This window comes from Pseudoclavibacter sp. 8L, assembly GCF_902506465.1.
In the GTDB taxonomy this organism is placed as follows: domain Bacteria; phylum Actinomycetota; class Actinomycetes; order Actinomycetales; family Microbacteriaceae; genus Pseudoclavibacter.
The window spans coordinates 891887-913402 of the sequence record NZ_LR733186.1; the positions used below are offsets into that span (position 1 = coordinate 891887).

Consider the following 21516-nt stretch of genomic DNA (forward strand, 5'->3'; position numbering starts at 1 on the left):
GAGCCGTCAGGACTTGCCGAGGAACTCCCGCTCCTCGAAGCTGTGCCGGCCGATGGCCGCCTTGAGGTCAGGCCACCGCTTGAGGCTCCAGTCGTCGTTGATGAGCAGCGCCGCCTCGTCCCTGGCGGAGCGGATCAGGTCGGTGTCCTCGATGACGCGCAGCAGCTTGAGGGACGTGCGTCCCCCCGACTGCGCCGTGCCGAGCACGTCGCCCTCGCGTCGCAGCTCGAGGTCGCGCTCGGCGAGCTCGAACCCGTCGAGCGTCTCGGCGACCGCGTTGATCCGCTCCCGAGCGGTGGACTCCTCCTCGGTGTTCGAGACGAGCAAGCAGAGGCCTGCGTGCTCTCCTCGTCCGACGCGGCCCCGCAGCTGGTGGAGCTGGGAGACCCCGAATCGGTCGGCATCCATGACGATCATGACCGAGGCGTTCGGCACGTTGACGCCGACCTCGATGACGGTCGTCGCAACAAGCACATCGATCTTGCCGTCGGCGAAGGCACGCATGGCGGCATCCTTCTCGTCGCTCGGCATCGCCCCGTGCACGGCGGCGACGCGCTTGCCCGCGAAGAGGGGATGCACGGCGAGCGTCGGGGCGAGCTCCATCACGGCGGTCACGGGCTGGGCAGCCTCCTCGCCATCGACCGGCTCTGCGGGCTCGGCTGGCTCGATGGCGGGGCACACGACAAACGCCTGCCGCCCGCGGTCGACTTCCTCGGCGACGCGCTGCCAGGCACGCTCCAGCCAGTGCGGATGCTCGCGAGTGGCGACGACGAACGTCTCGATCTTCTGCCGCCCCTTTGGCATGGTCACGATGCTCGAGATATCGAGGTCGCCGAAGACCGTCATGGCGACCGTGCGCGGAATGGGAGTGGCCGTCAGAACCAGCAGGTGCGGAGGCTGGGCGCCCTTCGCGCGCAGCGACTCGCGCTGCTCCACCCCGAAGCGGTGCTGCTCGTCGACGATCACGAGGCCGAGGTCGTCGAACATCACGTCGTCGCTCAGAAGCGCGTGGGTGCCCACCACGATCTTCGCCTCGCCGGCGACGACGCGCAGCGCGGCGCGCTTGCGCTCCGTCTTCGTCATGCTGCCGGTGATGAGGGTCGGCATGAGCTTCGCGGAGAGCTCCGGACCAAGGGAGTCGATGATCGATCGGTGGTGCTGGGAGGCGAGAACCTCGGTCGGCGCGAGCATGGCCGACTGCCCGCCCGCGTCGGCGACCTGCAGCATGGCGCGCAGGGCCACGAGGGTCTTGCCGGAGCCGACCTCGCCCTGGACGAGACGGTGCATGGGCACGCCGCGGGCGAGGTCCTTCGCGATCTGCCGTCCGACCGTCTTCTGGTCGGGCGTGAGCTCGAACGGAACGAGTCGGTCGAAGGCCTCGAGCATCGGCCCGACCGCGTCGGTTCTCGCTCTCGCCGCGACGAGCTCGGAGATCGCCCGGCGCTGGAGCAGCGCCGCCTGGAGGACGTACGCCTCGGTGAAGCGCAGCGATTCCCGCGCCCGCTCGAGCAGCTTGAATGTCTCGGGCTGGTGGATGGCGCGCATCGCCTCGTCGTAGCTGTACATCCCGAACATGGCGCGCGTCTCCACCGGCACGGGGTCGCGGAGGAACGGCACGGCGTCGAGAACCGCCTGGACGGCCGCCGCGACCTTCCAGGTCGGCAGACTGGCGGTGGCCGGGTAGATCGGAATGGGCTCCTTGAGCCACTGGTCGCGTCGTTCCGCGAGGGCCTCGAGGGGCGCATTCTCGAAGAGCTCGTACTCGGGGTGGGCGAGCTGGATGGCTCCCCGGTACGCGGATGCCTTGCCAGAGAAGATGCCGGTCACTCCCGGCTGCAGCTGCTTGGCACGCCAGCTCTGGTTGAAGAACGTCAGCGAGACGATGCCCTTCTCGTCGGTGATCTCGACTTCGACGATCGACCCTCGTCGTGCGCGCATCTGTCGCTCGTTGACGCGCAGCACCCGTGCGACGAGCGTGACGTGCTCACCGAGCGGCAGCGACTCGATGGCGGTCATCTCGCCTCGACGTGCGTAGCGGCGAGGGTAGTGCTCGAGCATGCCCGCGACGGTGGTCACGTCGAGCTGCTTCGCGAGCTGCTGCGCGTCGCGCTTGCCGAGGACGTCCTCGAGCGGCGTATCGAGACCGATGTCGTCCATCAGCGCCTTCCTGACAGGGATGCTGGCGCGAGCACCGCCCGGCGTCGCGCTGCGGACGAGGCGGATGCGCGAAGCGCGGAGCGGACCAGGAGGACGTCGTTCCAGACGCCTTCCCGCTCGTGCTGGCTCAGCGCGTGCGACGCACCGGGGTCCGAGAACGCTGCGTGCTCGTGCTCGATCCGGAGGCGCTCGAGGGCGCTTCGCGCGTCAGCGACGCGTTGGGCGGTGGCGGCGGGGACCGCGGCGCTGGCGCCGTCGCCCGTCGCGCGCTCGGGCGCTTCGAAGCCGGCGGCGATGGCCACGACGACGGCTGCTGGCGTGAGGCCGGTGCCGAGCGGCACCCCGTAGTCGACGGCGCTCTCGGATACCTCCTGCCAGGCGGCGTTGCCGGGACTCGGATGCTGAGGCGGCGAGCCTGCCAGTACCGCGACGCGACGCGCGCGGCGCCTGGCGCCCCGCAGGAAGGCGGGGATGAGCAGGAGCGCGACAAGGGCCAGCACGCCGCCCACGACGGCGAGGGTGACGAAGAGGGCCGTGAGGTCGACGGCTCCGCTCTCGCCATCCTGCTCGCCTGCCCCTTCGGCGCCCTGTGTCGAAGTCGGGGTCGGCGTCTCGGTCTCAGGCGGCACAGTCGGCGCGGCGGTGCTCTCGGTCTCGACGGGCGACGGCGAGGCCGATGGGGCGACCTCTGGCGTCATCGTCGGTGCCGTCGTCTCGCCGGGACCGGGTGCGACGAGGTTGCCGAGCGCGCCGGCCGGCGTCGTCTCGAACATGACCCAGCCGTGGCCGGGCAGGTAGAGCTCGGCCCACGCGTGGAGCTGGTTGCTCGTCACGGTGTAGACGGGCTGGCCCTCCGCGTTGAGCTCTCCGGCGGAGCCGGGCGTGAAGCCGACCCCGATCCGGGACGGGATGCCGATCATGCGCGCCATGACGGCCATCGACGATGCGTAGTGCACGCAGTAGCCGGCGCGCGCTTCCAGGAACTGCGCGATGACGTCGAGGCTCGTGCCGTCGTACCCCTGCTGAACAGGCGCTGTCTCGGAGTAGGCGAACCCGTCGGCGAAGAACGACTGGAGCTGCAGGGCCTGTGTGCCGGCGGGCGCGTCCTCGTCGACGATCTCGCCGACCACGTCGCGGATGCGGTCGGTGCTCGGCCCCTCCGGCACCTGCGTGAGGGCCTCGAGACCCGCCGGCACCTCGGCGTCGAGCTGCGAGATGGCCTCGAAGCTTGGGGTCGGCACCACGGTCTGGATCTCGTAGTTCTGCGCGAGTGCCTCGTCACCGGCGCTGCGGACGTCGCCCGTCTGCTCGTCGAGGAGGAAATCTCCCTGCAGGTCGATGATGTTGGCCGCGAACCCCGGGCGCGGGAGGAAGGAGCTGACGCCGTCGTTGAGGACGATGCGAGTGGTGAACTCGCTCGACTCAGCCCCGGCCGAGACGCCGGCGGGCAGCGGCAGGTCACCGCCGTCGACGCTCAGGTTGCCGTCGAAGTCGCCGGGCATCCAGTCGTCCTCGCCGCTGAGGTCGCTGAGGGTCTGGAGCGTGAGGTACGGGAGCGAGCCCTGGTCGGTGGTCGTGGCGTAGCGCAGCACCTCGACCGGGTTGTTGCGCCGCAGGTCCTCACCCAGGTCGATGATGGGATTCGCGCGGTTGGTGGACAGGCCTGAGGTCGACGTCTGCCGGATGGCATCGATGCCGGTCGGCGCTGGAACGACCGTGGAGGCCACGAGCACGGCGACGAGCGAGACGGCGGTGACCGCAAGGGCCCCGCCGAGGCCGGCCATGCCCCGGCTGTCGACCAGGAACCCCTGGTAGGAGAGCTCCTCGTCGTGCACACGCTGGTGCCAGCTCGAGACGGCGTAGAGGAACACCGCGAGGGCCAGTGCCGCGAAGACGTACGACCAGCCGTTGAAGGCATCGATGCCGAGCGCCATCGGGATCAGGGGGAAAGCAAGCAGGGGCAGCGTCGCGAGCGAGCGGCCCCTGATGCCGAACACGAAGAAGTCGCAGAGCACGACGATCACGGCGACGCCGATGAGCACGAGCATGGTCATCGCCTCGGTCTCGCGGAGCGGGGCGGCGTCCGAGCGCAGCTGCTCGACGAGCTGCTCGGCGAGCACCCCCCAGCCCTCGACCGTGGCACGCGGCGAGCCCCGCCCGGTGAAGCCGACGAGGACAACCGCGCCGCCCACTATCGAGGCGACGAGCGCCCACAGCTGCGAGCCCGTGAAGGTGCGCACGAGGGCGGCGACCCCGAGCATGATCGTGACGAGCACGATCGCCTTCGCCGACCACGTGTTCGTGTCGAAGATCGGCCAGAGGAGGTTCGTCGCACTGAAGATCAGGACCGCGAGGGAGACGGTGACGACCCAGGAGCCGTTGGCTCCGGGAGTCCCCTTCCAGCCCTGCCGACGACGCATCTGCGCGGTCGTGGTCGCTTGCGAGCTCATGCGGTGGCCTCCAGTTCGAGCAGCGGCGTGAAGGGCTTGGCTCTGGCGGGCGAGTAGACGGCGACGTTCCAGCCGGCATCGGTGAACGACGTCAGGGTGGCACGCGGCACCGGCTTCGCGGAGACGATGAGCGCGAGGGCCGGGGCGGCCATGGCCGACAGCGAGCGGATCGCGGTCAGCCCGTCACCGGCCAGGTTCCGGTGCACGTACACGACCGGCGTACGCGCCACGCGGGAGATGTCATCGACGACCTCGGCGCAGGCCTCTCGCCGCTCCCCCGCTGTCGAGTCGGGCTGCGTCAGCATGAGCCTGCGCATGACCGACTCGAGCGCTTCCTCGGAGGGGGTGCGCGTGCTCTCCGTGTCGCCGTCAAGGCCCGCGTGCGTCTCGAACAGCTCGGTCTCATAGCCGAAGCGATGGAAGCGAGCGAGCACGGAGGCGGCAAGCGAGACGGCGAGCTCGAACTCCGCGTCGATGGCATGCGCGGGTGCTGCCTGCTCGTTCATGAGGTCGACGAGGGTCAGCGGTGCCTTCGGCTCCTCAGCGGCGGCCGTCCCGCTCGTGTCGAGGATGACCACCGAGGTGTCTTCTGCGTGGTGCTCTTCCTGTCGCACGCGCAGTTCACCCGCGTGCGCCGTTGCACGCCAGTGGATGCGCCTGAGCGGGTCGCCGCGACGGTAGTCGCGGGTGAGGACGTCGTCGGAGTCTCCGGATTGTGCGACTCCGGCCTCGACTTCGCCCCCGCTCTTGCCGCTTGGCACGGACATGGCGGGCAGCTCTGCCACCCGGGGCCACACCTCGACCTCGGTGGCCTCGCCGATCTTGAGGACTCGCCTCGTCAGACCGAGGCCGTCGGCGTTGTCGAAGAAGAGCGGGCCGACCTCGTGGACGCCGCGGCGCATCGAGTCGACACCGTAGGCGACACGACGTCGGCGCTTGTCCTCGTTGCGGTTGAGTCGCGAGCCGATAGCGGGCAGCACCCCGCCGATGCTGGATGGCTCCGCACCGGGCAGGAGATCGAGGTAGGAGCTGGGCTCGAGCGCGATGAGCGAACGGTTGCGCACCTCGGTCACGACCCGCATCCGGTCGCCAACGGCAAGCGTGGTCGGGTAGATCGTGCGCACAGCCTCGAGCCGAGGTCGCCAGATGAGGCGCAGCACGAAGGCGACGAGCGGCAGGGCGACGAGGAACCCGCCGAGCGCAAGCAGCTCGCCCCGGCCGAACACCACGGCGGCTGCGGCCAGCAGCACGCCGACCACCACCAGGCCGATGGCTCGGCTGGTGGGTCGCAGCCGCCTCTCGATGCGCCTCGTCGCCACGCGCTACGCGGTCGCCGCGCTCGTTGGGACGGCGATCTGCTGGCAGATCTGGTCGATGATGCGGGCGGCAGACGCCGACGCCGCCGTTCCCCGAGAGCCGCGGGCGCTGAGCACGAGCCTGTGCGCGAAGACCGGGCCGACAAGCTTGGAGACGTCGTCCGGCACCACGAAGTCGCGACCGGCGACCGCGGCGGCCGCCCTCGATGCTCGCACGAGGTGCAGGGTCGCGCGCGGGCTCACACCGACACGGACGTCGGCGTGCTCGCGGGTGGCACGGGCGAGATCGACGATGTACTGCTTGATGGCAGGCGCGACGTAGATGCGCGAGGTCTGCTCGATCATGCTGGAGACGTCGCTCGCGGAGAGCGAGGCACGGACGCTCGACAAGGGGTCGCTCGAGTCACGCCGATCGACCATCGCGAGCTCGTCGTCGCGCTCGGGGTACCCCATCGACATGCGCGCCATGAAGCGGTCGCGCTGCGCCTCCGGCAGCGCGTACGTGCCCTCCATCTCGGAGGGGTTCTGGGTCGCGAAGACGGTGAAGGGCACTGGCAGCCGGTGCGTGACGCCATCGACCGTGACCTGCCCCTCCTCCATGCACTCCAGCAGCGCCGACTGCGTCTTCGGAGAGGCGCGGTTGATCTCATCGCCGATGACGACGTTCGCGAACACCGGGCCCTGCTGGAACTCGAAGCGCCGCTCGACCTGGTCGTAGATCGCGACGCCCGTGACATCCGAGGGCAGCAGGTCCGGAGTGAACTGGATGCGGCTCACACTCGAGTCCATGGCCGCCGCCAGCGTCTTGGCGAGGACCGTCTTGCCAACCCCGGGGACGTCCTCCACCAGGAGGTGACCGCCGGCGAGGAGCACGACGACCGCGAGGTGCACCTGCTCGTCTTTTCCTGAGATGACCGATGCGACGCTCTCGCGGATCTGCCGCGCGCCGTCCTGCAGTGCGACCGCCGTGCTCGATGCGCGCTCGCGCCCAGCTGGCTCTGCGGGCAGAGCCCTCGCCGCCGCGGTTTCCGCGCCGTTGCCGTATTCCATGGCCACCTCCGAATTCAAGTGCCCATCATTCCACGCACCCCCGACAAGTTCGGCCAGCTTCTGTGCGCAGTGGATGGGCCGACGCGGTCGCGGCTACGATCGCAACGTGACACGCATCATCGCCGGAGCCGCCAAGGGCCACTCGCTCGCCGTCCCGAAGAGCGGCACACGTCCGACGAGCGACCGAGTCCGCGAGGCCATGTTCTCCTCGCTCGAATCACTGCTCGACCTCGGCGGCGCCGCTGTGCTCGACCTCTACGCGGGCTCGGGTGCGCTCGCGTTCGAGGCGCTCAGTCGGGGCGCATCCAGCGCCGTGCTCGTCGAGCAGTCCAAGTCGGCCGCCAACGTGCTGCGCGCCAACGCTGAGCTTCTGGCGCGCGTGACCCGCGAGCAGGGTCGCCGGGCCGTCGCCTCCCGCGTCGCGCAGAACTCCGTCGACAGCTTCCTGCGGACGACCCCTGGTCAGCTCTTCGAGCTCGCCTTCGTCGACCCGCCATACGAGCTCGGCGAAGCGGAGCTCACCGGGGCGCTCGAGGCCCTGGTGCCGCACCTGGCACCCGAGGCGGTCGTCGTCGTCGAGCGGGGGTCGCGCTCCCCAGCCCCCACGGTGCCCGAGCCCTTCGAGCTGCTGCGCCGGAAGTCCTACGGCGAGACCATCGTCTTCAGCTACGAGGTGAGCCCCGTCGACGAGCCAGGGGCCGAGAAGTCCCAGGCGTAGGGGTCCCAGCCGCGAGCGGGCCGGCCAGCGCCGTCGACGAGCACGGGGGGAACCGGCCCGTCATCGTGCGGATGCACGCGGCCGATGGCCCGGAATCCTTCCGGCAGCGTCGTCCCAGCCGGAAAGGTGGTGAGCAGGCCGTGATCCTCCCCGCCGACCACCACGAGGTCAACGGCTCGTGCGTGCAGCTCGCCGGCCTCGACCCCGGGCAGGGCGGCTCGCAGCGCCGCCTCGACCGCGGCGATGTCGACGGCGAGGGACGATGTCTCGACCTCGACCCGGACGCCGCTGGCCCTCGCCAGGCGCGAGGCGTCGAGGAGCAGGCCGTCGGACACATCCATCATGGCCGTCGCCCCGGCAGCTCTCGCCGCGAGGCCGAGGGAGGCGTCGATCGTCGGCGCGAGGTGCCAGTCGACGACTGAGCGCACGGCGTCGCCGCGCGACCGCAGGGCCTCGATGCCCTCGGCGAGCGCCTCCCCGCGCGCATCCCTCGCGAGGGAGTAGAGCAGCGAGAGGCCAGCACCGCTGCGCCCCGCCGGGCCGCTGAGCGCCAGCACGTCGCCCGGCTGGGCTCCGGATCGCCGCACCGGGTCTCCCCCGCGCAGGTCGCCGAAGGCGGTGATCGCGATCGTCAGCTGCTCGCTCGTCGACAGGTCACCGCCGACCACGCCGCACCCAGGGGCCATGTCGGCAAGCGCGGCCGCGAACCCGTCCGCGAGCTCCTCGACCCAGGAGACCGGAGTCGAAGAGGGCAATGCGAGCGCCACCGTGATCGCCGTCGGGGCGGCGCCCATCGCGGCGACATCCGCGAGGTTGGATGCGCACGCCTTGCGTGCGACGTCGCGAGCCATCGACCAGGCCGAGCGGAAGTCGGGGCCCTCGATCATGAGATCCGTCGTGATGACGAGCCGCCCATCGCCCGCCGTCAGCACCGCGGCGTCATCGCCGGCCCCGAGCACCGCCTCATCGGCGGCTGGGACCCGCGCGAGGATGCGCTGGAGCAGATCGGCCTCGCCGCACGCGCCGACCGTGAGCACGTCAGCGGGGGTTCGGCGGATGGCGTCGTCGGGAAGAGCAGGCACCCGCTCACGATAGCCTGGGAGCAAATGTCTCGAACCTTCCGCTCCGCCTCGCGCATCGGCTCCGCCGTGATCGCGACCGCCGCATCCGTCGTCCTGCTCACCGCCTGCAACAGCGCGAGCGTTCCCATGGAACCGGCTCCTGACGCGGCCGCCCCGGAGTGCGCCGAAGTCTCGGTCCGCCTGCCCTCGACGGTCGACGGGCTCGAGCTTCGCCTCACCAACGCGCAGGCGACGGGGGCCTGGGGCAGCCCGGCCGGTGTGCTGCTCCGCTGCGGGGTGCCGACGCCGGGGCCGACCTCCGAGCAGTGCGTCAGCCTGAGCGGCATCGACTGGATCGTCGACGACAGCCAGGCGCCCACGTACCGCTTCACGAGCTACGGGCGCACGCCAGCTGTGGAGGTCGTCGTCGATTCCGACGTCGCATCAGGCACCACCGTGCTCGTCGACCTCGACGATGCCGTCTCCAAGCTGCCGAAGACCGGTGCCTGCGTCGGCGCCGACGACGTCCTCGGCTAGCGCCACCCCGGAGGGCGCCGCACGGCGAGCTGCCGCACGGCGGGACCCCTAGCGCGTGAGGCGCGCCTCGCGCGCGGCTGCGTGGGCGCTCGCGACCTCGATGAGCTCGGTGATGAGCTGCGGGTAGCTCATGCCGCTCGCCTGCCAGCACTTCGGGAACATCGAGATGGGCGTGAATCCCGGCATGGTGTTGATCTCGTTGACGACGAACCCGTCGTCCGTCAGGAAGAAGTCGACGCGGGCCAGGCCGGAGGCGCCGAGCGCCTCGAAGGCACGTACGCCGAGCTCCGCCATCTCCGCGAGCAGCTCGTCGCTCAGCTCGGCGGGGCACCGCAGCTCGACCCCGGAGTCATCGAGGTACTTCGCCTCGAAGTCGTAGAACTCCGCCTTCGTCATGACGATCTCGCCAGCGACCGAGGCGCGAGCCCGCTCTCCCGGCCGCGACTCGAGCACGGCGATCTCGACCTCACGGCCCACGACCGCTGCCTCGACGAGCACGTGGTCGTCCTCCGCGAGGGCCGTCGTCATGGCGGCTGCGAACTCGTCGAGCACGGCGACCTTGCTGACGCCGACGCTCGAGCCCGCGCGGGCGGGCTTGACGAACACCGGCAGCCCGAGCCGGTCGACGGCCTCTGAGGCCAGCGACGCACCCCGCGTGTCCCACTGGTGCTGCGAGATCGTGACGCCGTCAGCGACCTGCAGGCCCGCGTCCCTGAGCACGATCTTCGTGTAGTGCTTGTCCATGCCGACGCTCGCGGCGAGCACCGACGAGCCGACGAACGGCAGTCCGACGAGCTCGAGCATGCCCTGCACGGTGCCGTCCTCGCCGAAGGGGCCGTGGAGGATCGGGAACACCAGGTCGACCTCGCCGAGGGACGTGCGCTCGGTTCGCTCGGCTCCCGCTTCGGCGCCGTGGGCGTCGCCCTCGACGCGCGAGACCGTCACCTCCCGGTGCTTGGCCGAATCCGGCAGGTGGATGCGTGTGCCGTTGTCGACGACCTCCGGCAGGTTCTCGGGGTCGAGCGCGAACTTGTCTGCGTCGTCGTCCTCGAGCACCCAGGCGCCGTCGCGCGTGATGCCGATGGGCAGCACGCGGTACTTCTCACGGTCGATGGCTCCGAGGACACCGCTCGCCGTCGCGCACGAGATGGCGTGCTCGCTCGAACGGCCGCCGAAGACGACGGCGATGAGCGGCCGCGCATCTTCAGCGGCGGTTGAGCTGGCGGAGGCGTTCAGCTGAGCTGTCGACATGAGGTTTCCTTCCACGAGCGACTCTTCGCTCACCGCACAAGGGTACGGGGTCGCCCGAGCGGCACCGGGCGCTACTCGCCGCTCGGACCCTCGTCGGTCGCGAGGTGGGGGGCGAGGTCCGCGGGGCTCATCCGGCCGTGCAGCACGTCGTCGATCTGCTTCGCGATGGGCATCTCCACGCCGTGGCGCTCGGCCAGCTCGAGGATCGCGCCCACGGAGCGGAGCCCCTCGGCGGTCTGCTGCATCTGGGCGACGACGTCGTCGTAGACGTAGCCCTGCCCGAGGAGGCGCCCTGCCGTGAAGTTGCGCGAGAGGGGCGACTCGCAGGTCGCGATGAGGTCTCCCAGGCCCGCCAACCCGATCATGGTGGACGCCTGCGCACCCATCGCGACGGCGAAGTCGGAGATCTCGGCGAGCCCGCGCGTCATGACGGACGCCTTCGTGTTCTCGCCGTAGCCGACGCCGTCGACGATGCCGACGGCGATGGCGATGAGGTTCTTGAGGACTCCGCCGAACTCGGTGCCGATGACATCCACGTTCACGAACGACCGGAGGTAGTCGTTGCGCGCGAGCTTTGCGACACTGACGGCTGTGGCCTCGCTCGCGGATGCCACGACGATCGCCGTGGGCTGCTCCTTCGCGATCTCGAGCGCGATGTTGGGGCCGCTCGCGACAGCCACCCGCTCGGCCGGGAGCTGCAGGACACCCTCGAGCACCTCGCTCATGCGCAGCCCACTCGCCCGCTCGACGCCCTTCATGAGGCTCACGACGACCGCGTCGCCCTCGATGAGGGGGGCCAGCTGTGCGGAGAGCTCACGGGCGGTCTGCGCCGGCACCGACACGAAGACGAACTGCTGCCCGCGGACCGCCTCGACCAGGTCGGGTGTCGCGTGCAGGTTCCTCGGCAGGTCGATGCCGGGGAGGTAGCCCGTGTTCCGGTGCGACTCGTTGATCTCGTTCGCGACCTCGGGGCGGCGCGCCCAGATGGTCACGTCGTGGCCCGCATCCGCGAGCACCTTCGCGAACGTCGTGCCCCAGCTGCCGCTGCCGAGGACGACGGCACGCTGCGCCGAGCTCACGCTCCCCCCGCCTCTCGGGACGATCCGCCCCGGTCCTGGGGGAACTTGCCGTGCTCGCTCTGGCCGTGCTTGGCGGGGTCGTAGAGCTCGGCCGGAGCCTGCTCACCGCGGATGCCCTCGAGGAGGCGGGTCACGTCGTGCATGACGAGCTCCGTGGCGCCCTTCATGGCGCTTGCGCTGTGCATCCGCCCGGTGAACTCCGTGAGACTCACCGGTTCCCCGACGTGCACCGTGATCTTGGTTCGCCACCCGAGCGTCGGCTTCTTCGAGTACCGGGGCAGGATGTTCTGCGCACCCCAGATCGCGGTCGGGTAGACGGGGATGTCGGCGCTGAGCGCGACCCTCGCCGCGCCGTTCTTGCCGCGCATCGGCCACAGGTTCGGCTCGCGGGTGAGGGTGCCCTCCGGGTAGATGATGACCCCCTGTCCGAGCCTCGCGAGCTGCTGGGCGGACGCGATCGCGGCCTGGTTGGCGCCGCGCGCGTCGCGCGAGACGGGGATCTGCCCGCTCTTGCGGAGGATCCAGCCGAGTCCCTTGACGCGGAAGAGCCGGTCGGCGGCCATGAAGCGCGGCGCGCGGCCGAGCTTCCACACGGCCATCCCCATGATGAGCGGATCGACCTCGCTGGTGTGGTTCGGGGCGACGATGAACGCGCCCCGCTCCGGCAGCGTGCCCTTGATCTCCCAGCGCATGATCGGCCAGCTCAGCGGAAAGGCGATCGCCGCGAGGAACCAGAAGATCGAGGGCTTGCTCTTCTCAGGAGATCCGCGCTTCCCGGCCGACACTCCTACGCCTCAACCGTGAAGTCAGCTCCGAGGGTCTCGAGCTTCGCGATGAAGTTCTCGTAGCCGCGCGCGATGATGCCGACGTTAGAGACCCGCGAGGTGCCCTCCGCCGCGAGCGCCGCGATGAGGTGGCTGAAGCCGCCGCGGAGGTCGGGGACCTCGATGTCGGCGGCCTTGAGCTTCGTCGGGCCGGAGATGACGGCCGAGTGCTGGAAGTTGCGCTGGCCGAAGCGGCACTCCTGGCTGCCGAGGCACTCGCGGTGCAGCTGGATGTCGCTGCCCATCTCGACGAGCGCGTCGACGAAGCCGAAGCGCTGCTCGTACACCGTCTCGTGCACGATTGAGACGCCGTGCGCCTGCGTGAGGGCCACGACGAGCGGCTGCTGCCAGTCGGTCATGAAGCCGGGGTGCACGTCGGTCTCGATGACGACGGGGCGCAGCTCGCCACCAGGGTGGTAGAAGCGGATGCCGTCGTCGTGGATCTCGAACGCTCCGCCTGCCTTGCGGAACACGTTGAGGAACGTGAGCATCTCGGGCTGCTTGGCGCCGCCGACGAAGATGTCGCCGTGCGTGACGAGTGCTGCGGAGGCCCAGCTGGCAGCCTCGTTGCGGTCGAAGAGCGCCTTGTGGCTGTAGCCGCCGAGACGCTCGACACCCTCGATGCGGATGACGCGGTCGGCATCCACCGAGATGATGGCGCCCATCTTCTGCAGGATGTTGATGAGGTCCATGATCTCGGGCTCGATGGCCGCGTTGCGCAGCTCCGTGCGGCCGTCCGCGCGGACGGCGGTGAGCAGGACCTGCTCGGTGGCGCCCACCGACGGGTACGGGAGGGTGACCTTGGCACCGTGGAGGCCCTCGGGGGCGCTCATGCGGATGCCGCTCGGGAGCTTCTCGATGACAGCGCCGAAGTTGCGGAGCACTTCGAGGTGGAAATCGATGGGCCGGTCGCCGATGCGGCAGCCGCCGAGGTCGGGGATGAAGGCCTCGCCGAGGCGGTGCAGCAGCGGGCCGCAGAAGAGGATCGGGATGCGGCTGGAGCCGGCGTGCGCGTTGATCTCGGCCATGTGGGCCGTCTCGACGTTCGTCGGGTCGAGGCGAAGGTCGCCGGAGACCTCGTTGCGGTCGATCTTCACGCCGTGGAGCGTGAGGAGACCGGCGACGACGCGCACGTCGGAGATGTCCGGCACGTCGCGGAGGACGCTGACCTCCTCGCCGAGGAGCGCCGCGACCATGGCCTTGGTGACGAGGTTCTTCGCGCCACGCACCTCGATGCGACCCGAGAGCGGGCGTCCGCCGTTGAAGACGATGGTGTCGCCGGTCAGACCGACTGATGCGCCGGCGCGAGCCGAGTCGTTGGTGATCGTGTTCACTGAGTTGCACTCCCTGCGGTGGTGGACCTGCGGATCGGAAGAGTCCGCGGACGCCACGCCTCTCGGCGTGACTCAAAGGTGGAGATCGCGTGTTCGTCACGCAACGTCAACGAGATGTCGTCGAGCCCCTCGAGCAGACGCCATCTCGTGTAGTCGTCGATCTCGAACGTCGCCGTCATGTCTCCGACAGTAACGGTGTTCGTGGTGAGATCAACGACCGCAGTCGCACCCGGGGCCGCCTCGGCGGCGTCCCAGAGCTGTTCTACGAGGTGCTCGGCGAGCGTGGCGACAAGCAGTCCTTGCTTGCCGGCGTTGCCGAGGAAGATGTCGCCGAAGCGGGATCCGATGACGGCGCGGAAGCCGTAGTCCTTGAGCGCCCACACGGCGTGCTCCCTGGAGGAGCCGGTGCCGAAGTCCGGTCCGACGAGCAGGATGCGTGGGTTGTCCTGGTACTCGGGACGGTTGAGCACGAAGTCCGGGTCCTGCCGCCAGCCGTTGAAGAGCGCGTCCTCGTAGCCCGTCTTCGTGACGCGCTTGAGGTAGACGGCGGGCAGGATCTGGTCGGTGTCGACGTTGGAGCGGCGCAGCGGCACGGCGGCTCCCTCGATGCGGGTGATCTTCTCCATCAGACGGCCACCTCCTGCGGCGTTCGGGTATCGGTGCTCGCGGCGGGCGCGTTGGGCTCGTCGAGATCAGACGGACTGGAGAGCGTACCCCGAACCGCGGTCGCAGCGGCGACGAGGGGCGACACGAGGTGCGTGCGTCCGCCTTTGCCCTGCCTGCCTTCGAAATTGCGGTTGGAGGTGGATGCGCAGCGCTGCCCGGGCTCGAGCTGGTCCGGGTTCATGCCGAGGCACATCGAGCAGCCGGCGAAGCGCCATTCTGCGCCGAATTCGGTGATGATCTTGTCGAGGCCCTCGGCTTCCGCCTCGAGGCGCACGCGTGCAGAGCCGGGCACGACCATGACGCGGACGCCCTCGGCCTTCTGGCGTCCCCGGATGACGGAGGTGAAGGCGCGGAGGTCCTCGATGCGGCTGTTGGTGCAGGAGCCCATGAAGACGACGTCCACGGGGATGCTCTTCATGGCTCGTCCCGCTTCGAGCGCCATGTACTCGAGCGCGCGCTCGGCGGCCTGGCGGTCGTTGGGGTCCGCGAAGTCGGACGGTTCCGGGACGACTCCGCTGAGGGAGATGCCCTGACCCGGGTTGGTTCCCCACGTGACGAACGGCTCGAGGGTGTCGGCGTCGATGAAGACCTCGGCGTCGAAGCTCGCGTCGTCGTCGGTCCTGAGGGTGCGCCAGTAGTCGACGGCCGCGTCCCACTCGTCGCCGACCGGGGCGTGGTCGCGGCCTTCCAGGTAGGCGAAGGTCTTGTCGTCCGGGGCCACCATGCCGGCGCGAGCGCCTGCCTCGATCGACATGTTGCAGACGGTCATCCGGCCCTCCATGGAGAGCGCCTCGATGGCCGAGCCGCGGTACTCGAGCACGTAGCCCGCTCCGCCGCCCGTGCCGATCTTCGCGATGACGGCGAGGATGATGTCCTTCGCCGTGACGCCCTCCTTGAGCGTGCCGTCGACGTTGATGGCCATCGTCTTGAACGGCTTGATGGCAAGCGTCTGCGTGGCCAGCACGTGCTCGACCTCGCTCGTGCCGATGCCGAACGCGATGGCTCCGAAGGCGCCGTGCGTCGATGTGTGGGAGTCGCCGCAGACGACCGTGATGCCCGGCTGCGTGAGCCCGAGCTGCGGCCCGACGACGTGCACGATGCCCTGCTCGGCGTCGCCCAGGGGGTGGAGCCGGATGCCGAACTCCTTGGCGTTGCGGCGCAGCGTCTCGATCTGCGTACGGCTCGTCGTGTCCGCGATGCGGTTGAGGATGTCGACCGTCGGCGTGTTGTGGTCTTCCGTCGCGATGGTGAGGTCGGGGCGCCGCACCGGCCGACCCGCGACTCGGAGACCGTCGAAGGCCTGCGGGCTGGTGACCTCGTGCATGATGTGCAGGTCGATGTAGATGAGGTCGGGCGAGCCGTCTTCACCCTTGGCCACGAGGTGGTCTTCCCACACCTTCTGAGCCAGGGTCCTGGGCTGCGACTGTGCCTCGTGCGTGCTGTTTTCCGTCTTCATGTTGCTTGCGTCTCCTCGCATCTGCTCAGGCGCCATCGACACCGCGACGGGATGCACCTGCGAAGTTAGGCCCCGTCGCGGCAGCAAAGGAGAAGCAGACCGGCAGACATGCGGACCATGCTAACACTGCGCCTTTCTGCGGGTTCTGGGCCATGAGCTGCATCCGTTCGGGCATGCGGCTCCTGACTGGGCGAAGGCGGGGCGGCGCCTAGCTCCGGCGTATCGAGAGCCGGTACTCGCCCAGCTGCACGACGTCGCCTGAGCGGAGTTCCGCTGGGACTCCAGGCTCAACCGCCAGCGCGCCGTGCGCATTCCCGCCGGGGAAGAGGGCGACGCCGTTCGTGGAGTTCAGGTCGTCGACGTAGAGGCGCTCGCCGTCGGCCCAGAAGCGCGCGTGCGTCTTCGACATGGTCTGCGTGATGTCGGGGACCGCGGAGACGGAGGCGTCGGAGAATCGATCCTGCGAGGGGTTTCGACCGATGACGACTGGCCCGTAGATGGGGACGCTGACGCCGTCTGCGAGGACGACCACCCACTCGGGCAGAGGCTGCTCGGCGCTGGCGCCCGGGGAGTCGTGGCCCGGCTGATCGAGCCTCGCCTCGGACGCGTGCGCCGCGCCGGTGAGCCCGGCCGGAGATTCGAGCGAGAGACCAGGCTGCGGGGTGCCGCCGAACGGGGCCGCGCTAGGGGTCGCGGACGGCGCCGCGAGCTGGTCGCTTGTCCACGGCGCTGCTGGCGCGTGCGCCGACGGCGAATGGTCGGGAAGCGAGGGCTGCTGCGGGGAGAGCCTCGGCCGTGGCGCTGGCATCGGGGGAAGCGGGTACTCGTCGTCGAGCTCAGCGCGCAGCCAGTCGTCGGCTGGCGCTTCCTGCGCCCCGCCGTTCGCTGCCGACGGCGGCGACCATTCGGGCCGACCCGACGTGTTCGCTGCCTCAGGCATGATCGCGCCCTGCCCGATCAGCCCGGGCGGCACCCCGATGAACCCAGAATGTTCCACGGGGCCATGATACGGGGCGTGGGGCGCGGCGGAACGTGAAGAGTCCACGCAGGCGGCGCCAGAAGCCGACGGACCCCCTCGCCTCGGCGACGGCGGCGTCCGCGTCAGCCCACAGCGAGGCCAGGTCCTCGTCGCTCACGGGGTCGGCGCCGAACACGGCCCGGTCGCTTCGGTCGGCGAGCGGGACGAGCGAGGGATGCACGGCGCCAGCGGTCTGGATCCGGGTCGCTCGGAGCGGAATCGGGTAGCCGAGCTCGGCAAAGCGGTCGATGCTGTCGCTCCATGCCCCGGCCGCGCGCCGGTCGGGGCTGCCCTCCCGGAGCCGCCGGCTCCGCCGCCTGCGCTTGAGGAGCGCGACGGCGATCAGTGGGACGAGGAACAGCGCGAGGGGGACGGCGAGGGAGATGCCGAGCGTGAGCGCCCAGGCAGGCCACGTCTCCTCGTCATCGGGTTCCTCCTCCTGTCGTCGCTCGTCGGCGCTCGTGAGGAGCTCGTCTGGCTTCTCCTGCGTCTGCGGGGGCTGACGCACCTGCGCCTTCGGCTTGGACTGCGGGTCGGTGGTCGTGTTGACGGGCACGTCGGTCTGCTCCGGCGTCGGGTCGAACGCGACCCAGCCGAAGCCCTCGAACGGCACCTCGACCCAGGCGGTGACATCGGAGCCTCGCACCTCGGTGGTGCCGTCTGCCGAGATCTGCTCCGGCGCGTAGCCCATGACGACCCTGGCGGGGAACCCGAGCTGGCGAGCCATGATCGCCATCGCGGACGCGTACTGCTCCTGGTCGCCGACGAGGTAGCGGAGGTCGAAGAGCTCCTGCATGCGGTCGAGCCCGTGTCCGGCGCGCGATGGCACGGAGTCGCTCGCCGTGCCGTGGCTGAAGAAGCCCTCGGCGATGAGCGCGTTCTCGATGGCCTTGAGCTGCAGGTACGGGGAGGTCTCGCCGGCGACGTAGCTCTGCATCCGCTCGACGAGGGCGGCGGGCGCCGACGGCATCGCGGGATAGTCGAGGTCGAGGACTGCCGCATTGTCGAGCTGCCCCTCGATGGGGAGGTCCTGGACGAGCGCGGAGATCTGGTAGCTGTCGCCATCGCGGAGCCCGGAGGTGATGAGCCCTCCCCCGGTTCTGGCGTTGTAGCGGAAGTCGCCGCTGCGGTCCGGCAGGCTGCCGCCTGCGAGATTCACGTCGGTGGGGATGCCGACGCTCGGCAGCCAGATGTCGGAGTAGTCGCGGATGGTGACGTCGATCGATCGCTCGGAGGATGACGTCAGCGGGGGGTCGCTCGGGACGACTCGACCGGAGAGGTTGTAGCTGCCGGTCGAGGCGAGCGTCGCGGCGGGGTCGGCGATCTGCCAGGACTTGCCCGAGTAGCTCTCCAGCGTCGCGAGGCGCACCCGGTCTCCCCCTTCGAGACCGGTCACGTCGAACAGCGTCGAGTCAGGTCTGAGCTTCGAGTACTCGCGGAATCCGGCGAGTGGGCTCGTGTGCGAGAGCGGGTCGAACGGCGGCGTGACTTGCTCGCGCGCCACCACGCGCTGCTCGGCGACGGTCGCGGAGGCGACGTAGCCGCCCGCGGTCGTGATGACGGCGGCGACGAGGACGATCACGGCGGTGCCGAGCGCACGGGAGCGCGCGAGGGCTCGCCTCGCCTCGGTCGACGCGATGTTGCCGAGGCCGCGGCGCCAGCTGAGCCAGACGAGCGCGATGACGGCGAAGGCACCGCCGCGCAGCACGCCGGCGACGCTGTCCTCGGTGCCGACGAAGATGGCGCTCGCGAGGACCGCCAGGGGGCCGAGGAGCGCGAGGCTCGGTGGCCAGATCGCCCCAGGCCGCTTCGGGGCGACCCACAGCAGCAGGATCATGGCGACGAGGGAGGTGACGGCCGCCGCGAAGTACGGGAGCACCGCGAGGTAGGCGGGGGCGAGGAGCGGGGTGGAGAGCGTCACGGCGTCGCGCCAGGCGAAGACCGGGGCGCGCGCGAGGTCGGCGAGGGTCGAGAAGCTCGGCAGCACTCCCGCGAAGGCAGCCTGCGGCAGCGCGAAGGCGGTGCCGAGCAGGAAGTAGGCGGCGGTGGCGACGAGGAGGGTGTTGAGCCGAGTGAGGTCGAGCCAGCGCGCGAGGATCGCTGATCCGATGCCGACGATCAGGCCGCCCGCGACCGCGAGCAGGAACCAGGCGCCGCCGAAGGCGGGCGCGAAGCCGAGCGAGGCGAGCAGCGTCAGGACCGCGATGACCAAGGCGTCGATGAGGGTGCGCGACTCCAGGCCAGGGCGGAGGTGTCCGCGTGCCGCCTGGCCGCGTCCTGCCCTGCCCGGCCGTGCTCTGCCTGGCCGTGTCCTGCCAGAACCCGTCCTCCCCCGTTCGGCCAGCCGTGGACTGGTCTCCCCGTCGGGGGTCCCGCCCGCCGCGGCCGCCGTCACGCGCGCACCCGCGTCTCGCGGACCAGGCGCGGCAGGTCGTCGAGCTCCGGCACCGTGCAGACGACGGTCTCGCGCAGCCGCGTGCGACTGGCGGGGTGCCCGATGGCGCAGCGGAAGACGACGAGGGTCACATCCGCCGCGTAGACGGACTGCAGCTGCCCGAGCTGGGCATCCGTTGTGGCGCTTCCGCAGACCAGGAACACGATGCTCGCCTGCGGGAGGCGTCTGACGCTGAGCGCGATGAAGTCGCGGAGCGATGGTGAGCTCGCCGTCCGCGCCTCGAGCCTGCTGCTCCCGTCGAGCATCGACGAGACCGCTCGGGTGGGCAGACGACCGTTCTGCGTGAGGGCGCTCACGGCGACGCCCGAGCGTATGAGCTCCTGCGTGAGCGACGCGAGCACCTCGACGGCGAGCTCGAACTCGTCCTCCGAGGCGTAGGCGGCGGCCTCGAGCGTCTGCAGCACGTTGGCCTGCGAGCGCCGCGTCTCCTGGAACTGGCGGACCATGAGGAGACCCGTGCGCGCGCTGGTGCGCCAGTGGATGTTCCTCCGGTCGTCGCCGGACTCGTAGGGCCGCAGCGCGTGGAACGCGAGGTCGTCGTCGGTGATGCGCTCCCCCGTCACGCCCTCGAGGTCGCGGAGCAGCCCGGCGACCTGGGCGGTGAGGCGAACCGTCCGGGGGTGCACGAACAGCTCGAGCACCCCGGTCCACCTGGTCGACCGCTCGAGGAGCCCGAGCGGGTCTCCGCGCAGCGACCTGGCGGGTCCGGCCTCGATGACGGCCCTCCGGCTCGTCGGCACGGCGAAGAGGTCCTCGTGCGTCTCGTCCGGCGCGAGTTGCGGAACGCTGAACTCGGCCGTCGCGTGCCCGACCGGCAACGCGAGGCGGGTGGGCAGCACGCGGCGCTCACCGAGGTTCGTGACCTGCAGCCGACCGAGGGCTCGGTCTCCGACGCGCACTCGCCGGGGCTCGAGCTCGACCTGCACGCCGAAGCTCTCGCGCCCGATCGTGAAGGGCACCGCGGCGGCGAAGACCCCGACGAGGACTCCCCCGATGCCGATGAGCTCAAGCCAGCCGAAGGCGGTTCCGCCGACGAGGAGCACGACACCGGCGACGAGCACGATCCACCCGAGCGGCGTGACGCACCTGATGGCGTCGCCGATCGTGAGGCGGTCGCGCTCGGCGAACTCGACCTCAGCATCGGTGGAGACGTGCCCCTCGGTCATCAGGCGGCTCGGTGCTGGGGAGGTTCGACCTCGATGAGGCAGCGGTCGATGACCTGGTCCGGGGTCGTGCCGGAGAACTCCGCCTCGGGGTCGAGAATCAGCCGGTGCGCGAGCACGGGATGTGCGAGGTTGCGCACGTCGTCGGGCACGACGTAGCGGCGACCGTGCGCGAGCGCCCAGGCCTTGACGGCGCGCGCGAGCGCAAGCGCGCCGCGGACGGAGACGCCGACGAGCACGTCGCGGTCGGCGCGCGTGGCGGTGACGATCTCCGACACGTACGCCATGATCGACTCGTCAACGTGCACCTCGGCGGCGAGCTCCTGCATGACGACGACGTTCTCGGCGTGGAGGATGGCGGGCACGCTGTCGGCGCGCTGCCGGTTGCCCGCGTCCATGAGCAGCCGCACGGTGCTCGCGTGGTCGGGGTAGCCGAGGGACGTCTTCATGAGGAAGCGGTCGAGCTGCGCCTCAGGGAGCTTGTAGGTGCCCGCCTGCTCGACGGGGTTCTGCGTGGCGATGACGAGGAACGGCACGGGAACAGGATGCGGGGTGCCGTCGACCGTGACCCGCCCCTCTTCCATGACCTCGAGGAGGGCCGACTGTGTCTTCGGCGAGGCGCGGTTGATCTCGTCGGCGAGCACGATCGAGGCGAAGATCGGGCCGGGGTGGAACTCGAAGGCGCGCGTGCCCTGATCGAAGATCGTGACGCCCGTGACGTCGGAGGGCAGCAGATCTGGGGTGAACTGCACGCGGCTGTTGCTGCCGTCGATGGTCTTCGCGAGCGCCTTGGCGAGCACCGTCTTGCCGGTGCCAGGCACGTCCTCGAGGAGGAGGTGGCCCTGGCTGAAGAGGGTCGTGAGCGTGAGCTCGACGACGTGTCGCTTGCCGACAACCGCCTGCTCGATGTTGGTCGTCAGGCGCTCGAAGGCGTCCTGGAACCAGGCGGCCTGCTCTTCGGTCACGGTCATGCTGGCTCCT

General features: G+C 70.3%; 17 protein-coding genes. 2 read left to right on the forward strand and 15 right to left on the reverse strand.

Features of this window, described 5'->3' with window-relative positions; all coding sequences use genetic code 11:
- Nucleotides 1-6 precede the first annotated feature (6 nt).
- From GV007_RS10980 to GV007_RS10995, 4 genes are read right to left on the reverse strand one after another with little or no spacing between them, the layout of a single operon-like run.
- Complete coding sequence (locus GV007_RS10980) at nt 7-2157, reverse strand: ATP-dependent DNA helicase RecG (RefSeq protein ID WP_160072541.1); 2151 nt, start codon at nt 2155-2157, stop codon at nt 7-9.
- Nucleotides 2157-4607, reverse strand: coding sequence for a transglutaminase family protein (locus GV007_RS10985; protein ID WP_160072543.1), 2451 nt, complete (start codon nt 4605-4607; stop codon nt 2157-2159). Before GV007_RS10985 ends, GV007_RS10980 begins: the two co-directional genes overlap by 1 nt.
- On the reverse strand, nt 4604-5926 hold the full coding sequence (locus GV007_RS10990) for a DUF58 domain-containing protein (RefSeq protein WP_160072545.1): 1323 nt from the start codon (nt 5924-5926) through the stop codon (nt 4604-4606). Before GV007_RS10990 ends, GV007_RS10985 begins: the two co-directional genes overlap by 4 nt.
- 3 nt (nt 5927-5929) lie before the next feature.
- Entirely contained in the window at nt 5930-6973 is a 1044-nt protein-coding gene (locus tag GV007_RS10995; protein ID WP_104240614.1) for an AAA family ATPase, read from the reverse strand.
- A gap of 106 nt (nt 6974-7079) precedes the next feature.
- On the opposite strand from GV007_RS10995, the gene rsmD reads away from it, so the two are divergent.
- Nucleotides 7080-7691 (forward strand): 16S rRNA (guanine(966)-N(2))-methyltransferase RsmD, encoded by a 612-nt coding sequence (rsmD, locus tag GV007_RS11000; RefSeq protein ID WP_160072547.1) that lies wholly within the window; start codon nt 7080-7082, stop codon nt 7689-7691.
- Here rsmD and thiL read toward each other — a convergent pair.
- Nucleotides 7640-8773, reverse strand: coding sequence for a thiamine-phosphate kinase (thiL, locus tag GV007_RS11005; RefSeq protein ID WP_236558469.1), 1134 nt, complete (start codon nt 8771-8773; stop codon nt 7640-7642). The two genes, rsmD and thiL, sit on opposite strands and share 52 nt — an antisense overlap.
- 24 nt (nt 8774-8797) lie before the next feature.
- On the opposite strand from thiL, the gene GV007_RS11010 reads away from it, so the two are divergent.
- Nucleotides 8798-9289, forward strand: coding sequence for a DUF3515 domain-containing protein (locus GV007_RS11010; protein WP_160072549.1), 492 nt, complete (start codon nt 8798-8800; stop codon nt 9287-9289).
- Between the two features lie 48 nt (nt 9290-9337).
- Here GV007_RS11010 and GV007_RS11015 read toward each other — a convergent pair whose 3' ends face one another.
- The 10 genes from GV007_RS11015 to GV007_RS11060 form a co-directional block, all read right to left on the reverse strand.
- Nucleotides 9338-10540, reverse strand: a complete 1203-nt coding sequence (locus GV007_RS11015; protein ID WP_160074224.1) for a D-alanine--D-alanine ligase family protein — start codon at nt 10538-10540, stop codon at nt 9338-9340.
- 71 nt (nt 10541-10611) lie between these two features.
- Nucleotides 10612-11619 (reverse strand): NAD(P)H-dependent glycerol-3-phosphate dehydrogenase, encoded by a 1008-nt coding sequence (locus GV007_RS11020; RefSeq protein WP_160072551.1) that lies wholly within the window; start codon nt 11617-11619, stop codon nt 10612-10614.
- Nucleotides 11616-12404, reverse strand: coding sequence for a lysophospholipid acyltransferase family protein (locus tag GV007_RS11025; RefSeq protein WP_236558471.1), 789 nt, complete (start codon nt 12402-12404; stop codon nt 11616-11618). The genes GV007_RS11020 and GV007_RS11025 overlap by 4 nt, the downstream gene beginning before the upstream one ends.
- Before the next feature lie 2 nt (nt 12405-12406).
- A complete protein-coding gene (murA, locus tag GV007_RS11030) occupies nt 12407-13777 on the reverse strand; it encodes a UDP-N-acetylglucosamine 1-carboxyvinyltransferase (RefSeq protein WP_104240609.1) in 1371 nt (456 codons plus the stop codon).
- Nucleotides 13774-14403 (reverse strand): 3-isopropylmalate dehydratase small subunit, encoded by a 630-nt coding sequence (gene leuD / locus GV007_RS11035; protein WP_160072553.1) that lies wholly within the window; start codon nt 14401-14403, stop codon nt 13774-13776. Before leuD ends, murA begins: the two co-directional genes overlap by 4 nt.
- On the reverse strand, nt 14403-15899 hold the full coding sequence (leuC, locus tag GV007_RS11040) for a 3-isopropylmalate dehydratase large subunit (RefSeq protein ID WP_160072555.1): 1497 nt from the start codon (nt 15897-15899) through the stop codon (nt 14403-14405). Before leuC ends, leuD begins: the two co-directional genes overlap by 1 nt.
- Nucleotides 15900-16107: 208 nt before the next feature.
- Entirely contained in the window at nt 16108-16896 is a 789-nt protein-coding gene (locus GV007_RS11045; protein ID WP_160072557.1) for an FHA domain-containing protein, read from the reverse strand.
- Entirely contained in the window at nt 16832-19129 is a 2298-nt protein-coding gene (locus GV007_RS11050) for a transglutaminase domain-containing protein (protein ID WP_160072559.1), read from the reverse strand. Before GV007_RS11050 ends, GV007_RS11045 begins: the two co-directional genes overlap by 65 nt.
- A gap of 179 nt (nt 19130-19308) precedes the next feature.
- Nucleotides 19309-20538 carry a DUF58 domain-containing protein gene (locus GV007_RS11055; protein WP_160072561.1) on the reverse strand — a complete coding sequence of 410 codons (1230 nt, stop codon included), beginning with the start codon at nt 20536-20538 and terminating at the stop codon, nt 19309-19311.
- Nucleotides 20538-21506, reverse strand: a complete 969-nt coding sequence (locus GV007_RS11060) for an AAA family ATPase (protein WP_201297663.1) — start codon at nt 21504-21506, stop codon at nt 20538-20540. The genes GV007_RS11055 and GV007_RS11060 overlap by 1 nt, the downstream gene beginning before the upstream one ends.
- Nucleotides 21507-21516 lie beyond the last annotated feature (10 nt).